11 protein-coding genes and 2 pseudogenes are annotated in these 13,584 nt (G+C 43.8%); 3 read left to right on the forward strand and 10 right to left on the reverse strand.

The window, feature by feature from the left end:
- A partial coding sequence (locus tag FTV42_RS11395; protein ID WP_218946987.1) for a MetQ/NlpA family ABC transporter substrate-binding protein occupies window positions 1-516 on the forward strand: 516 nt, incomplete at its 5' end.
- A gap of 283 nt (window positions 517-799) precedes the next feature.
- Here the strand turns inward: FTV42_RS11395 and FTV42_RS11400 are convergent.
- The 4 genes from FTV42_RS11400 to FTV42_RS11415 are packed head-to-tail and all read right to left on the reverse strand — an operon-like array spanning window position 800 to window position 4,831.
- A complete protein-coding gene (locus FTV42_RS11400; RefSeq protein WP_180038821.1) occupies window positions 800-1,600 on the reverse strand; it encodes an SDR family oxidoreductase in 801 nt (266 codons plus the stop codon).
- Window positions 1,601-1,650: 50 nt separating this feature from the next.
- Window positions 1,651-2,502 (reverse strand): TauD/TfdA family dioxygenase, encoded by an 852-nt coding sequence (locus FTV42_RS11405; RefSeq protein WP_180038822.1) that lies wholly within the window; start codon window positions 2,500-2,502, stop codon window positions 1,651-1,653.
- Between the two features lie 38 nt (window positions 2,503-2,540).
- Window positions 2,541-4,061 (reverse strand): AMP-binding protein, encoded by a 1,521-nt coding sequence (locus FTV42_RS11410; RefSeq protein WP_180038823.1) that lies wholly within the window; start codon window positions 4,059-4,061, stop codon window positions 2,541-2,543.
- 35 nt (window positions 4,062-4,096) lie between these two features.
- The gene (locus FTV42_RS11415) at window positions 4,097-4,831 is read right to left on the reverse strand and encodes a thermostable hemolysin (RefSeq protein ID WP_180038824.1); all 735 of its coding nucleotides are present in this window, start codon (window positions 4,829-4,831) and stop codon (window positions 4,097-4,099) included.
- Window positions 4,832-5,018: 187 nt separating this feature from the next.
- Between FTV42_RS11415 and FTV42_RS11420 the strand changes: the two genes are divergently transcribed.
- Together FTV42_RS11420 and FTV42_RS11425 are read left to right on the forward strand one after the other, a co-directional pair.
- Window positions 5,019-5,405, forward strand: a complete 387-nt coding sequence (locus FTV42_RS11420) for a diacylglycerol kinase (RefSeq protein ID WP_005107001.1) — start codon at window positions 5,019-5,021, stop codon at window positions 5,403-5,405.
- Between the two features lie 39 nt (window positions 5,406-5,444).
- Entirely contained in the window at window positions 5,445-6,155 is a 711-nt protein-coding gene (locus FTV42_RS11425) for a phosphatase PAP2 family protein (RefSeq protein WP_180038825.1), read from the forward strand.
- A 26-nt stretch (window positions 6,156-6,181) separates the two neighbouring features.
- Here FTV42_RS11425 and FTV42_RS11430 read toward each other — a convergent pair whose 3' ends face one another.
- The 6 genes and pseudogenes from FTV42_RS11430 to FTV42_RS11455 form a co-directional block, all read right to left on the reverse strand.
- Window positions 6,182-7,501 (reverse strand): HAMP domain-containing sensor histidine kinase, encoded by a 1,320-nt coding sequence (locus FTV42_RS11430; RefSeq protein ID WP_180038826.1) that lies wholly within the window; start codon window positions 7,499-7,501, stop codon window positions 6,182-6,184.
- Between the two features lie 5 nt (window positions 7,502-7,506).
- Window positions 7,507-8,178 (reverse strand): response regulator transcription factor, encoded by a 672-nt coding sequence (locus FTV42_RS11435; protein WP_180038827.1) that lies wholly within the window; start codon window positions 8,176-8,178, stop codon window positions 7,507-7,509.
- A 1-nt stretch (window position 8,179) separates the two neighbouring features.
- Window positions 8,180-9,865, reverse strand: a complete 1,686-nt coding sequence (locus FTV42_RS11440; RefSeq protein ID WP_180038828.1) for a phosphoethanolamine transferase — start codon at window positions 9,863-9,865, stop codon at window positions 8,180-8,182.
- A gap of 105 nt (window positions 9,866-9,970) precedes the next feature.
- Window positions 9,971-11,050, reverse strand: a pseudogene (locus tag FTV42_RS11445) (DUF4010 domain-containing protein); the annotation flags it as partial.
- 184 nt (window positions 11,051-11,234) lie between these two features.
- Window positions 11,235-12,608 (reverse strand): annotated as a pseudogene (locus FTV42_RS11450) (amidohydrolase family protein).
- Between the two features lie 43 nt (window positions 12,609-12,651).
- Window positions 12,652-13,572 carry an ABC transporter permease gene (locus FTV42_RS11455; RefSeq protein ID WP_004729775.1) on the reverse strand — a complete coding sequence of 307 codons (921 nt, stop codon included), beginning with the start codon at window positions 13,570-13,572 and terminating at the stop codon, window positions 12,652-12,654.
- Window positions 13,573-13,584 lie beyond the last annotated feature (12 nt).

A 13,584-nucleotide genomic window follows, 5' to 3' on the forward strand; every position in this document is an offset into this window, starting at 1 on the left:
TCCACGTTCAGTAATCAATTTAACAGCTTCTTCTTTAAATTCTGGGGTGTATCGTTGTCCACTCATAATGTTCTCTCCTATGCAAAAAGAATAGACGAAATTTGTCTAGGAGAGTGGTGGCAGTCCAAAAGATGGTTATGTGTGTCTAGAATTTTGGTGGCTATTCAGAGCATTATATTGCGGAATAAGCCTTTAGCAAAGGTTTGTGCAACAAAGCCTATTACATCTAATCCAAAGAACTTACAGTTTTTAGAAGTTGAACATGCATTAGTACCAGTTAGCTTTAAAGATTCAGATTTAGCAATTATGGCTGGTGCATATACTATTATTCATGCTGACTTATTGCCAAAACGTGATTCAATTTATCTTGAACAAGATAACCAAGAGTATGATAGCGTCCTCGTCTCCAATAGCAAAGCTGAAGTACAACTCGTTAAAGAAGCTTTTATTGCAGACGATACACGTGAATTTGTTTTAAAAAATTATGCCGATACGGTTACCTGGCCAAAACGATAAAATTTTTTCATAACTTTATAGTTTTTCTCAGACCTCTACGTTGACATAGTAGAGGTTTGGGAATTTTCATTTTTAACGCTAAAAACATCGAATTCACCAAGTTCATGAACCAGAAAAATTTAAACATTAAAATAATATTTACAAACATATGATTTTATTAATGATTATATGAATTTTTATTATGAACTAGACTTTAGGTAAACATAAGTTAAATTGAGTACATGATACTTTAAGTTCATATCCTCCTTGTCCATAAAAGTTAATTTTGAAATTTTTACCAAGGCTATCTTCTATCAGCATATCTATAAATAGTATCCAGATCTTTTTCAATCGAACCAGAAACGATATTAGGTAAAACCTGATTCACCTTCACAAAGATTTTTTCAGGATAGCCGACCTGATACGACTGACAGTCTTTCTGTAAAAAACGATAAAACTCTTGTGCGACAAAATCAGGATCATCCATTTTAGTTCCCAGTGCCTGATTCATCTCTGTAACATTTGCATCATTCATTTCCGTTATCGTTGCCCTTGGTGAAAAATAACGAAATTGAATCGAGGTATTACTATACTCACGTGCCAAGGCTTCGGTAGCACCACGCAAGGCGAATTTACTGGCACAATAACTGACATAACCCGGATAGCCAATGCTGCCAAAGGTAGAGCCAATATGAATGATCTGGCTTGGCTGAGTTTTTGACATCAATGGAATCATGCCTTGTACCAGTTGCAAGGGATAGACCACATTAATCAGCATCATCTGTTCCATCACTTCCTGTGACTGCTGTGAGAACAGACTGAAATCATTGATGCCAGCATTATTGATGTAATAGTGGATTGGGGTATTCAATGTGGCCAGTGCATGAATCAGCTCATCACGGCTCTTCTGCTCAGCCAGGTCACAGCAGATCCCTTGCAGTTGTATATCCGGATAACGCTGTGCCAGTTTTTCACCTAATTTTCGCAAAGTCTGTTCATTACGTCCGACCAGAACCAGATTCGGGCCATTTTTCCCAAGAATATCGGCAATGGCCTGACCAATGCCACCGGTTGCACCTAGAAGAACTGCTGTTAAATTGGACATAGATCACTTCTCTTATGGTTGAATTTTTTAGATGTCTTTTTCTGCTTTGCTTAAAAGTCAGGATTCAGGCCCAGCCCCATACAGATATACAATTTACGCTGCTCAAGTGGCACCAAGATTTCACGTCGGCCATGCATAAAGCGTTTGTTGTCGATAATCACCAGATCACCATCCTGCCAGTCAATTTCTGAGGTCTGGGTTTCACAACGCTCTGCCAGTTCTGCGAGTAAGTCTGAACTGATCTCTGAACCATCAGCAAAATAAAAACGGGGTTTTTCATAATTGTAAGAAGGTCCCAGTAAGGTATTGGCAAAGGCTGGAACACCCTTAAGATTGTCATGGCGGATCATCGGCATATTTAAATGGTAGTGCACTCTCCCATCATGTGCGGGACTGATCCGCTGGCCGGGTATCATCTGGATAAACTGCTGTAGCTCCTGCTGGCCGACTTGCTCTGCATCTTCAATATTCAAGGCAGTGGCCACATACTTCTGCCAGATCGGTTTGGGTAAATAACGGCTAATGGTCATCGGCTCGGTAAATTTCTGCTTGAGAGCATCCGACATATTTTTCCAGACTTCATGCCCATCACATAAGGCAGTCTGCGAACCACGCGAGGCACTTTTCTCACTGAAAAAGGCGATAATATCGGGCGGTAAAGGCGTCGTACCATTTTCAATATGCAGTCCCATGGCCTGGGTGCCGGCATCAACTTTCTGAGACTGGCGAGTGACATTTTCGCGTGCAGGATCATAAGTCAGCCGCTGGCATAACCTATTCATGAGTTCACTAAACGAGGTCACGTCATAGTGTTCATGTCTTAACAAAACCCAACCCTGCTCTACCAATTGCGTTTTAATCTGTTTAGGTGTGGTGTTCAAAGCTCGCTGTGCAATATTCATGTGTTCTCTCTCATTCAACAGATCTATGGGTCTGTGAATTATGCAAAAATAAGTTGGGACTCGCCCGGCATCAGTTCAGCCTGAAACTTTTGCTGAATCTGCTGTCTGCGCAGTTTGCCGTTGTCGGTCAACATCTGGTTGTCTAAAGAAAATGGCTCTGGAGACCTACACCAGTGTTTAACCTGCGCATAGTCCGGCATCCGGCTATTGGCCCGCTGAAGTGCTGCTGCCAGTTGCTGGTCTTGCGTATCATCCGGGGCATAAATCACGGCCGAAAGATGTGGCTGGGCTTCGCCAAAAATGGCAATCTGCTGGATTTCCGGCTCGGTCAGACTGTTGGATTCGACCCATTCCGGAGAAATATTACGTCCAAAACTGCTGATAATTATCTGCTTGATGCGTCCGGTAATGTACAAATAGCCATCCTCATCAAAATATCCGGCATCACCCGTATGAATATACGGTGTCGCAGTCATGTCATTGACATAACCCAGCATGGCATTACCCTTCACTACTACTTCGCTGTTGGCTGCAATCTCAACTTCGACATACGGTAAAATCCGGCCCACACTGCCAATGCGGCGTGCACCCGGCAGATTCAGACTGACCACCGAGGCACACTCGGACAGGCCATAACCCTCATAAACCGGAAGGTTAAGTTGCTTACACTGTTTGAGTAAATCAGCAGAGACTTTCCCTCCACCGACCGCAATAAATTTCAGCGTCTTGAAACCTGCAGCCCCGTGTTCAGCGCTATATTCCACAATCGCTTTCAGCATCTGCGGTAATAAAATCACACTTTCGATTTGATAGCTCTGCAGTGCATTTACAAACCGTTGTGTATCAAAAGTATGATTAGATGTCAGGCCAAACTGGCTCACCTCACCGACTACTACAGCGCGCCCCATGCTCAGTGCGACATAAATGCCGGCAATATTTTCCAGCAAGGTGGCAAATGGAATCAGGCACAAATGCCGTCCAAGCTGACTGCTGGCCAATGCATGACTGAGTGAATGCGTAATTGATTCTATGGTGTCTTCAGCCAGACACACGCCTTTCGGTGTCCCCGTACTGCCAGAGGTATAGGTGATTTTTGCCGGCTGCTGGGTTTGTAAAGAAGATGAATACTGTACTGCCTGTTCTAGCTGAAAAAAGCGTGCATGTAGCTGGCCAGCAATAAAAATCTCATCTCTACTCATGTCTTGAGCCAGATTTAACAGCCATTCTGGTGCAGAGAAAGATTCATCCAGAATACAGAGCAGCTCTGTTTGGCTGTCGGAAAGCAGATGCCGTACTTGGGCTACAGTAAAAAATAGAGGAACAGGTATTACAGTCATGCCGGCTTTTTGTGCGGCAAGATCGACCACAATCCAGTCGATGCTGCTCACGCCCCATAAGGCCAGATGGCGCAGATTAAGCTGCTTGAAACCGGCACTCAATAATTCTACCCGCTGCTGTAGCTCCGCATAGCTGAGGGTTGCCTGTGTGGTGACTACCGCTTCTAGCTGCGGATATTGTCGTGCTTGCAGGCTGATACGTTCAAATAAAGCAGTCATCATTTAAATTCTGTGCCTCGCTGATCAAGCAAAATGCTTTAATGACTAAATTGATAAAATTGACGAGCGACTTGTAGGGCCTCTGCCACATCAATCGCCAGCACATAAGGTTTCTGCTGGTAATAACTGCCCCACAGGCGTTGTGCCTCTCCAACGACTTGCGGGTCAGCCTTTTCAAGCACATGAAAATGTAATCCCATTTGTTGCAGCACATAACGCACAGCGGCTGTCCCGGTACATACTGCCCATTCGATGTGTTGCTGCGAGAGATGAAAAACCAGAAAGGCCACCATCAGTTTGGCTTTGTCCATATCTAGTGCTGCAAGATTGCCAATTTCTACCACTTTGTCTCGACTGACCTGGGTTTGGCTCGGTTTACTTAATGTGTTTTCAACGGGTTCATCGAGATACTGTTCCAGAAAGGCATTAAATTGATTTAAATGCTGCATACCAATCACCACCTGCATCTCGGCGCCTTGATAACCTGCAAACAGGGTCGAAGAGAAGCTCGATACAGTGGCCTGATGGACTTGCTGATATTTTTCCTGAATAAAATGTTCCAGGCTACGGCGTTCAGGTGTCTCGCTTTGTTCTACAGTTTTGACCGTCAAATGTAGCGATTGATCCTGTGCTGAAATTACCGGATACGCCGGAGGTACTTGTAGTAAAAATTTATTGTGATTGATTTGTTTTTTATATTCAGGCTGCTTGAAATATGTATTTAGAAAGTGAATCTGACTAGATAAATAAGGATCAAAACTGAACTTGATCATTTGGCTCACACCACGAAATTAACTTGCTACTCAAGATAGAAGCCCAAACTTAAAAAATTCTTAATTTTGTGCAAAAGAATGTAAAAGCTGTGTGTATAAAAAATCCAGAGAACGGCCGGTTTTTTTAAGAGCATTTTAAGATTGAAAATTTAAGTTAATCCTATCTCTTGTTAACTGAATCTGCTTTATGTCTTCCTACCGATCACCTTATAAAGGCACCTCAGGAACGCAGCGTATTTTTAATGCGACCCGTTATTCCATGGCTGGTTTTAAAACCGCCTTTCAAAATGAGGCCGCCTTCCGGCAGATCCTGCTGATTAATCTTATTTTGATTCCTCTAAGCTTTTGGATGCCAGTTAGCCGAGTTGAGCAAGCGCTCATGGTCGCCGTGTGCCTATTGGCGTTGATCATTGAACTGATTAACTCAGCGATAGAGGCAGTGGTAGATCGTATTTCCATGGAACGGCATGAACTGTCTAAAAATGCCAAGGATATGGGCAGTGCGGCTCAGTTTGTAGCACTTAGTTTAATTGCCCTGACCTGGGGCATCATTTTGGCTGGTCATTTGATTTGACCTCTGCTCTTGCTACTGCCTGAAATGGAAAACTTAAAAATGATCACTGACCGTTCCCGGTTTTTACTGACCCAAACTTTACTTTTGATCTTCAGTTTTTTGATTCTTCTCAACTTCTTTGACATTGGAGGAGTGCTGGACTTACAGCTCATCTATCCCTTTATCGATGATCATGGTCAATTTCCCCTTCGAAAACAATGGGCACTGGCAGAACTCAATCATCGCTATGTTAAAGACCTGCTGATTCTAGTGTATATCACATTATTACTGGGCTGGTTGGCATCACTGAAATGGCAGAACTGGTATATACGGCGCTGGGAATTTGGCTATTTTTTTAGCATGGTAGTGCTGACCACAGCCTCGATCGGAATTTTAAAATCCCAGTCAGCCCATGCCTGTCCCTGGGATATGACCATACCTACCCATAATGGGATTTTGTGGGATTTTAGTGCCACTGCAGGCCACTGTTTTCCTGGAGGGCATGCATCTAGTGGTTTTGCGTTAATGGCCGGCTATTTTGTTTATCGTATTTCTAACCGCAAGCGTGCTTATTTTCTTCTGATCGGTGCAGTAATTTTAGGGTTGGCCATGGGCTGGGCACAAATGATGCGCGGAGCACATTTCCTGAGTCATAATTTATGGACTGGCTGGATTATCTGGTGCATCAATGTCATTGGCTATACGCTGTTTAGCCACAAACTACCAATAGAAAAGACCACTCCTATACGCTCTAGTATCAGGCAACCTTAACTCCAAAAAACTAGAAGCCTATTTGCTTAGGCTTTGGCCAAAGGAAACTTGACCTGTACACAAAGGCCACTCAGATTGACACTTCGCGAAAATTCTAGTGTTCCACCCAAGCGCACGGTGGCTTTATCTACAATGGATAAACCCAAACCGCTGCCAATTTCTGCATGGTTATGTATCCGGTAGAAGCGTTGCCGGATCTGAGTGAATTGAGCAGGATCTATCCCTGCCCCACTGTCTTCAATTTGTAAAACCGCCTGCTGGCCTTGCTGGAAAATTGATACATTGATCACGCCATCCTTCGGACTATATTTAATCGCATTATCAATCAGGTTATAAATGATTGAGTGCAAGGCCGAGGCTTGGCCCTGAATCAACAGTTCCTGCTGCTGCTCTACCCCTAAATCAATCTCTTTTTGTAGCGCTAGTTGAATTAGTTCTTCGATACAGGTGATGGTCATCTGATTCAGTGATAACAATTGAACAGGCTCACTCAAACCTTCGGTCACATCCTGTTTGGCCAGACTTAATAACTGGTTGACCAGATGCTGCATACGCAAAATGCCTTGACTCAAATTATGGATAGACTCGCTTTGAGGGAACTGCTGTAGCAAAATTTGCAGCTGTAAGTTTAGTGCTGTCAGTGGCGTGCGTAATTCATGGGCAGAATCTGCTACAAATTGACGTTGTTCCTGTTGGGCCAGAGAAATGCGGCCAAACAAATAATTCATTTCCTGAATGGTCGGTTCCAGCTCCAAGGGATAATCTTTCATTGCAATTGGCTTTAAGTCTTGTGCCTTGCGGCTGGCCAATTCAGTTTTAAAATCATTGAGCGGCTGAAAATTTTTCCGGATCATCCAGCCTAAGCCAAATACTGCAAAAGGTAAAAAAAGCACATAAGGAAGAAACATATTGGCTGCCAGCTCCAGCGCCAGTTCCTGCCGGACATTTTGCTGCTGGCTCACCTGAATCTGTAATTGCTTACCAGGAATAATATAAGTTAACCAGGTTCCATATGGCGTTTGATGCTTGTAGAAACCTGCTTTCCTGACCGGTGCCACCAGAACATCCTGCGGATGGAAGGAAGTGGCTGTATCTGTATAGGACCAGATATCTACAAATAAATCTTCTTCACTGTATTGTTTTGCCAGATCAATTTGGCTTTGTAAGGGTTGCGGATGATTTTCTGAAATGCGCTCTGCCAGACTTTGCATCTGTTTATCCAGTACTTCATTAATTTCTTCGAGCGCAATCCGGTATGCTGCAAAGATTAGCACACAGCCCAGTACCACGCTAAATAATGAAATATAAATAACCAGACGTTTTTGCAAGGAATAACGTTTTTGCATGGTGCTCATCCTAAGCGATACCCTAGCCCACGTATGGTACGTATGAAGTCTTTTCCTAGTTTTGCCCGCAGATGATGGATATAGACTTCCACCGTATTACTGCTGACATCACTGTCAAAATCATAAAGCTTGTCTTCCAGATCATTCTTGGAAAAAATTTTATTCGGATGATTTAGCATGGCCATTAAGATAGACCATTCCCGGTTGGATAATTCTAGAGCCTGTCCATTAAACAGAGCGATATGCTGCTCCAGATCTAGTTCCAAACCACTGTGTAATAATTTCTTATTCGTATCTATCTCGGTATTTTTTAAACCACTACGGCGTATTAAGGCATGAATACGGGCCAGCAACTCGTCAAATTCATAAGGCTTGATTAAATAGTCATCTGCTCCCTGATTCAGCCCATCCACCCGGTTTTGTAACTGATCCCGGGCGGAGATAATCAGCACCGGTAAATTCGGAAACTTCTGCCGGATATTTTTTAGCACCAGCATGCCATCCATCATCGGCAAGCCTAAATCGAGCAGGACAATATCGTAGACCTGCTGCTGTAACTGTTTTAAACCCTCAATCCCATTATTGACCCAATGCACATCAAACTGATGCAGCTTGAGCAATGTTTCAGTCGACTCGGCAATCATAAAGTCGTCTTCAATAATTAGTATTTTATGCATTTCAAGCTCTGTTCTTTAAGGATGGTGAGCATTGTGCAAGCATATCATTTTTAGCTTCAATCACTTGCGTTTTTATATCCAGCAAGCTTAATAAGCTGGGGAAAAGATGATCGTGACTACGGGCTTGGTTGGTCTGTCCTTTGAGACAGCTGATCTGCTGGATATTCTGCTGCTTCCAGGCATCGGAGAACCACATCAGCATCGGGACATGGGTTTGCTGAGTGGGCGCCATGCTATAAGGAGCACCATGCAGGTATAAACCATGCTCTCCGGTAGATTCTCCATGATCAGACAGGTACCAGAAACCGGTCTGATATTGAGTCTGCTGCTTTAAAGTTTCAATGATCTGGGCAAGAACATGGTCTGTATATACAATCGAATTATCATAGCTATTCTTTAATTCTTCAGCACTACAGCCCTGAATGGCATTGCTATTACAGGTCGGTTGAAATGGCTGATATGGCGCTTTGGAACGCTTGAAATATGCGGGGCCATGGCTGCCCATCTGATGCAGCACAATTAACTGCGGTTTCTGGTTATTTTTATCCAGATGCGCCAGATAATCTTTCAGGCTATCCACCAGAATTTCATCAAAACATTCACCACCAGCATCACACCACTTCTGTTTTAGTTGTGCCGGAATCTGGTATTTTTGTACCCGGTCACAGGCACCTTTACAGCCAGAATTATTATCAATCCAGGTCACCTGATACCCGGCGCGCTGCGCAATATCCAGCAAACCTTCTCGGTGGCTGGCTAGCTGCTCATCATAGGTTTCCCGTGACATGCCCGAAAACATACAAGGGACTGAAACGGCTGTTGCAGTTCCACAGGAGCTGACCTGATTGAAATTAATCACCGCTAACTTGCTCAGTTCAGGATTGGTATTGCGCGCATAGCCATTTAAAGCAAAACTCTCGGCACGTGCAGTTTCTCCAACAACTAGCACCATCAATTTGGGATGATGCTGCATTTGGGCCTGCTGTAACAGATGTACATCTTCGCCGAAAACCACCAAAGGTAAATTCGCTTTAGGTGCTTTCTTTTTATAATAGGACAAGGTGGACGCGATGCTATTTTGTGGAGAAAGCATACCCTTCAGATCGCGGTGCTCACGGAAGATGGCGGCATAATCGACATAGAAACAGAACAATAAACCTAGAATCAGTCCGAGTGAGACTACACTGCTCAGGCTTTTATGCACCAGCTGATGCCCAAGCGATGCAGGCTGAATTTTAAGCATCCAGATGATAAAAAGTGGAAAAACTACAAATACTAGTATCCAGATGACCAGTCGCATTGACCAGAGATCTCGAACTTCGCGGGCATCGGTTTGCAGCATATTCTGAATCTGGTCTGGCGTAATAACGACCCCCAGACTATTGACAAAATAAGCACTAAAACCACCCAGAATGATCAGGACACTGGCCAGTATTTTGGCGTTCCATTTCCAGTTCAGCCACTGTAATACCAAGTTGTAAAAGGCAATGATGATCAATGCCGTGGCGGCCAGTAACAGACCTGCTTTCAGATTGGCATAAGGCGTAAATTCATGAATTTTCTGATAGAAAGCAAAGTTTAAGATCAGTCCTAGCCAAATAGCGAGCAACATATTGAAGCCTGAAAGACTAATCGACTTTTTAGGTCGCTGACTAAAAAAAGACGAATGGGAAAACAGCTTCAGCATGATCCGTGGCTCAAAGACTTTAAGATGCTTTAGCCTAGAATCTGAAACTTAAAAATGGCTTAAAATGACTGGATCATTTCATAATATATGCAAACCAGCCCTTCTTTATTTCAAACTCAGAAGAATAAAGATAAGTCCTAACATATGTAGAATCTGGCTAGGTGCAAAATACAGAAAAAATTTCCATCCCCCAGTCACAAAAGAATTGATACTTTTAGACACCGCATGTGCCGCAAGTCCAATCATAACAGCATAAATTAAAGTCAGGTTGTGAGGATTTCCCTGTATCACTACACCTGCTACAGCAGCATGCACTTCAAATAAAGAGGCTAAAAAAGTGCCTAAAATTAAGCCGCTATCCCCCAGTAGAAGATTCGCGCCGTAAATCCCAGCCTGGATTAAGGTCAAACTGACCGCAATAATTACCGCTTCTTTGATACTGAACATCCGGCTATCAATTTCTTGTATTTCATTAATGCTCATACTGTTATCCGCATGGGGAGTTCGATAAATCAAGAATCCAGCTGCAATACATAAAATTCCGATCCCCACCAAACTCGGAATCAGCAAGAACTTGAACCACTCTACGCTCACTCCCAGAACAATCAGCAAAAGCTGTAATAAGGTGGCAATACAGGAGATCAATCCAGCACCTGCATTTAATTTAGCACTGGCCTGTCCGGATCGGACTTGCATGCCCAAACTGGCAACTGTGGCCGTACTGGAGACAAATCCCGAGGCTAAGGCAGATAAAATAAGCGCCTTATCATTGGACAGGATTCGTTTTGCCACATGTGCCATGGACTGCACAATCAAGATTAAAATGAGTAGTTTCAGGATGATATAGGGATTCAGTACGGCGCCCCACAAGGGCTTATTGGGCATGACCGGCAACGCAATCAATATCAAAGCCAATAAAAGTAAGCCATCTCTTAACTCATAGCTTTGGATCGTTTTTCCGGCAAATTGATGCAGTGTCTGTTTGCCCATCAGGATGATCGTAAGTAGAACCGCCATCCCTGCAGCAAGTGGGATATTCCACACACAAATAGCGCCAATGATATAGGTCATCAAAAAAGCCAGTTCAGTGGTAGAACCGATATCCTGCTTCTGTTGAAACAGGCTATACACACAGAACAGGCTGACCGCGACGGCTCCTATCACTCCAATATAGAGATGCAAAAGGGGTAAATTCAAAGAATGGTTTTATAGCTTATTAGATGCAATTTAGAAGTGAATGAATGAAACTCATCTAAAGATTAGAAAATATCAGTCTATTCACTCTGTTTAATTTCATTTAAATCATTCGTTAGAAAGGCGTCTGAGGTCACCCCACTATCAATGAATAACCTCAACATCCACGTAAATCTTAAAATTCTTCCCGCTGTAATTCATTCACCGTTTGCCCCTGCTTTGCAAACCACTGATCACGACGTTCAAACAAGCGTGGCGCCGCCTGATTCACTTGATCAATTAGAGCCTGTAAATCGGCATTGATCAAACGGCCATTTTTAACCACAGTCTGTCCCGCCACCATCGTCATCACGACATCTTGGCCTTGAACTGCATGGACTAAATTGGTATGCAAATTAAATAATTTTCTATGATCAATCAACGGCGTCATCCGCGGTGTATCCAGTTTCACCGCAATCAGGTCGGCCTGTTTGCCGACTTCCAATGAACCAATTTCATCTTGCATACCCAAGGCTTTAGCTCCTGTAATCGTAGCCATTTGACAGACTGACCAGGCATCCAGGGCGGCCGCATCCAGCGAAGAAAATTTGGCCAGCAATGATGCCGTTTTCATTTCTTCAAATAGATCCAGATTATTGTTTTCTTTTTCTCCGTCAGTACCCAAACCCACCGCAACGCCTTGACGTAGCATTTCAACGACAGGCGCTGCACCGGAAGCCAACTTCATGTTGGAAATCGGGTTATGTGCCACACCCACTGCATGTTGTTTTAAAATTTGAATCTCGTTGGCATCCGCCCAAACGCAATGTGCCAATAAAGTTTTCGGTACATCGAGCAGTCCCAATTTTTCTAAACTTTCAATTGGACGCATGCCAGAGCGGCGTAAATTTTCCTGTACATCAAACTGGCTTTCGTTGCTGTGGGTATGAAAACCGGTTTGATAGTCATTACACAGCTTTTCAATGCGTTTTAATGCTGAAGCTTCAGCATAAAACAGGTGCTCTAAACCCACCCAAACCTGAATACGTCCATTCGCCTGCTGATGCCAACGATTGATTAAGGCCTCATTACTTTTTAAGGTTTCAAAATAATTGTGATCCGGATGCTCTGCGACATAAGGCACTAGAACGGCACGAATCCCTAAGGCTTTTGCTGCCTCCGCACTACCCTCCATATAACGCCACATATCGACAATAGTGGTGGTTCCCGACAAAAGTGCCTCGGCATAACACAAATAAGAAGCAATTTTCGCATCTTCGGGTGTCAACACCCGGTGCATGGGGTCAATATACTACTGTAACCAATCCCAAACCGGTAATCCTTCAGCCGTGCCGCGCAATAAACCGGAATGACAATGGGTATTGATCAAGCCCGGCATCAGGATCGTTTGTGGGTAATCCTCAATGAGCCCCTCTGGATAGCATTGAGTTAATTGCGCCAATGTACCCACTGCTTTTATTTGGTCGTCCTCAATCAGTATCGCGCCATTTTTAATACATTCATTCTGCGCATTCATGGTAAGGACATAGGAAGCTGTTAAAATTTTCATGATTTATACTCAAATCTATTCTATTTATGATGAATGGCTGCGGTTATGGCACGAAGGTTTTGCCTAAAGAAGAGGGTAAATTCATTTTCAACACTTTTTTATTCCGTGAAATCATGACCAGTACCACAATGGTGGCTATATAGGGCAATGCGGCAAGCAGCTCGTTCGGCACCTTGATTCCAAGCGCCTGGGCGTGAAATTGCAAAATGGTTACGCCCCCAAACAGGTAAGCGCCGAGCATTAAACGTGTTGGTTTCCACACCGCAAATACTACCAGTGCAATGGCAATCCAGCCGCGGCCTGCCACCATATTTTCAATCCACATCGGGGTATATACGGTCGATAAAAATGCTCCGCCAACCCCTGCCATCAAACCGCCAAATAGCACTGCGCCATAACGAATCGCCAACACGTGATAACCCATGGCATGCGCACTTTCCGGTGATTCTCCGACTGCTTTAAGCAATAAGCCCAAACGGGTTTTGGCCAAGACAAACCACACCAGAAAGAAGACCAAGATTGACAGATAAACCACATAGTTTTGCTGGAACAAAATCGGACCCAATACTGGAATATCCGCTAATAGTGGAATATTAAAATTAGCCAGACCCGGTAAAGCCATACTGACGTAGTTCTGTCCCAAAAATGCAGAGATACCGAGTCCAAAAATGGTTAAAGCCAAACCGCACGCGGATTGATTGGTACTTAAAGACAAGGTAAAAAAGGCAAAAATCAGGGCCATCAGCATGCCTGCCAGACCACCCATCAATAAGGCACTTAATACACTGGCATCATATTGCGCAGCAAAAGCAAAACCTGCAATTGCACCGACCAGCATCATCCCTTCTACTCCAAGATTAATCACACCTGTCCGCTGTGTGACCAATTCCCCCAGACCTGCGAAAATCAGTGGTGTTGCTGCTGCAACAGTACCTGCAAGAATTGCAGTTATTTCTAAAGCCATATCATGCTTCCT

Source organism: Acinetobacter sp. YH16052 (assembly GCF_013417155.1).
In the GTDB taxonomy this organism is placed as follows: Bacteria; Pseudomonadota; Gammaproteobacteria; order Pseudomonadales; family Moraxellaceae; genus Acinetobacter.